The organism is Pseudomonas sp. HMWF006 (assembly GCF_003061205.1).
Taxonomy (GTDB): domain Bacteria; phylum Pseudomonadota; class Gammaproteobacteria; order Pseudomonadales; family Pseudomonadaceae; genus Aquipseudomonas; species Aquipseudomonas monsensis.
Genome location: NZ_QAIU01000380.1, coordinates 28121 through 30286 on the forward strand (window position 1 = coordinate 28121; position 2166 = coordinate 30286).

Annotated in this window: 3 protein-coding genes; 1 reads left to right on the forward strand and 2 read right to left on the reverse strand. The window is 62.0% G+C overall.

All coding sequences use genetic code 11. The annotated features are described in order from the left end of the window. A partial coding sequence (locus DBR24_RS32310; protein ID WP_371921296.1) for a PmbA/TldA family metallopeptidase occupies window positions 1-705 on the reverse strand: 705 nt, incomplete at its 3' end. A 108-nt stretch (window positions 706-813) separates the two neighbouring features. Here DBR24_RS32310 and yjgA point away from each other — a divergent pair. Continuing rightward, window positions 814-1338, forward strand: coding sequence for a ribosome biogenesis factor YjgA (gene yjgA, locus DBR24_RS15635; RefSeq protein WP_025109468.1), 525 nt, complete (start codon window positions 814-816; stop codon window positions 1336-1338). 51 nt (window positions 1339-1389) lie between these two features. On the opposite strand, the gene DBR24_RS32315 is transcribed toward yjgA, so the two are convergent. Beyond that, window positions 1390-2166 (reverse strand): metallopeptidase TldD-related protein (locus DBR24_RS32315; protein ID WP_256591533.1); only part of this gene is annotated, 777 nt, incomplete at its 5' end.

The following is a 2166-nucleotide window of genomic DNA, read 5'->3' on the forward strand; positions in this document are numbered from 1 at the left end:
ACGCGCGCCCAGGCGGCTCGCCGCCCGTTGCGCGGCGCGCTGGCCGATACTCACCGGATCCGCCAGCAAACTGCCCTGACGGTTCACGTCGTACCAATAATCGCGCTGCATCTGGCCATCGGCCTCGGCGATCATGACGCAACTCAGGCTATGCCGCGTCGAGGCGTAGCCACCGATGAAACCGTGGCTGTTGCCGTAAACCCGGCAGCCCTGATGGGTGCTGAGGGTGGTGCCGTCAGCGTTCTTGATCCGTGCATCGGCATCGAACGCCGCGGCTTCACAGAGCAGGGCCTTCTCGATCGCCTGCTCCGGGGTGATGTCCCATTCGTGGAACAGGTCGAAATCCTGCAGATCCTTGGCCATCAGTGCCGCATCGGCCAGGCCCGAGGCTTCGTCTTCCGAGGTGTGTCTGGCAATCGCCAATGCGGCGGCGACGGTTTCGCGAATCGCGTCCGGTCCGGTCGCCGACGTACTGGCCGAGCCTTTGCGCTGGCCGACGTACAGGGTGATGCCAAAGCCCTGATCGCGGTTGAATTCGACCGTTTCGACTTCACGCTGACGCACCGACGTCGACAAGCCTTGCTCCAGCGACACAGCGACTTCACAGGCGCTGGCGCCCTGACGCTTGGCCTCGGCGATGATCTGCTCGACCTGTTCCTGCAGTGCCGGCAAAGCCTGCGGGCCGACGCTTTCAACTGCACTCATGCTCATCTCCACTCAAATTCTGCTTTCGGCTGGGGTCATCGAGCGACCGGGCCGGACAAGCGGCCCCCGACTGGTTATCATGGCGGCGTTTCTTTGCGGACTGCCACCATGGTTGATTCTTACGACGACTCCCTCGATACGGGAGAAAAAAGCAAATCTCAGGTCAAACGCGAGCTGCATGCTCTAGTTGACCTGGGCGAGCGCCTTACAACACTCAAGCCCGACTTGCAGGCAAAACTGCCGTTGACCGACGCCTTGCGTCGAGCACTGGCCGATGCGCCCAAGCACACCGCGAATATCGCGCGTAAACGGCACCTGCAGTTCATCGGCAAACTGATGCGCGATCAGGACACTGACGCCATTCTGACCCTGCTCGATCAACTCGATGCCTCTACCCGTCAGTACAACGAGCGTTTCCACAATCTCGAACGCTGGCGTGACCGCCTGATCGCCGGTGACGATGCCGTGCTGGAGAAATTCGTCGTCGAGTACCCTGACGCCGATCGCCAGCAATTGCGCTCCCTGATCCGTCAGGCCCAGCACGAGGTTGCGCAAAACAAACCGCCGGCTTCCAGCCGTAAAATCTTCAAGTACATCCGCGAGCTGGACGATACGCAACGCGGCCTGCGTTGATATTCGTCATCGGGTGGCCGCCCTGCGCGCCACCCGAAGCTCCGCCTCGTCTTATGCGCCCGTGCCACCCACGGTAATCGCATCGATCTTCAGCGTCGGCTGACCGACACCCACCGGCACCGACTGTCCGTCCTTGCCACACGTCCCCACACCGCTGTCCAGCGCCAGATCGTTACCGACCATCGACACCCGGCTCATCGCCTCGGGGCCGTTGCCGATCAACGTCGCGCCTTTGACCGGCGCGGTGATCTTGCCGTCTTCGATCAGGTACGCCTCGCTGGTAGAGAACACGAACTTGCCGCTGGTGATATCGACTTGACCGCCGCCAAGGTTGGCGCAGTAGATGCCTCTCTTCACCGAAGCGATGATTTCCGCCGGATCACTTTCCCCGCCAAGCATGTAGGTGTTGGTCATCCGTGGCATCGGCAGATGCGCATAGGATTCGCGACGACCGTTGCCAGTACGGGCCACCCCCATCAGCCGCGCGTTGAGCTTGTCCTGCATGTAGCCCTTGAGCACGCCGTTTTCGATCAGCGTGGTGCACTCGGTCGGCGTACCTTCGTCGTCGACGCTCAGCGAACCGCGACGACCGGCCAACGTGCCGTCATCAACGATGGTGCAGAGTTTGGAAGCAACCATTTCGCCCATGCGCCCGCTGTAGGCAGAGCTGCCCTTGCGGTTGAAGTCGCCTTCCAGACCGTGACCGACTGCTTCGTGCAGCAGCACACCGGACCAGCCCGAACCTAATACCACCGGCAAAGTGCCGGCCGGTGCCGGAATCGCTTCCAGGTTCACCAGGGCTTGACGCAACGCCTCACGGGCATAGCC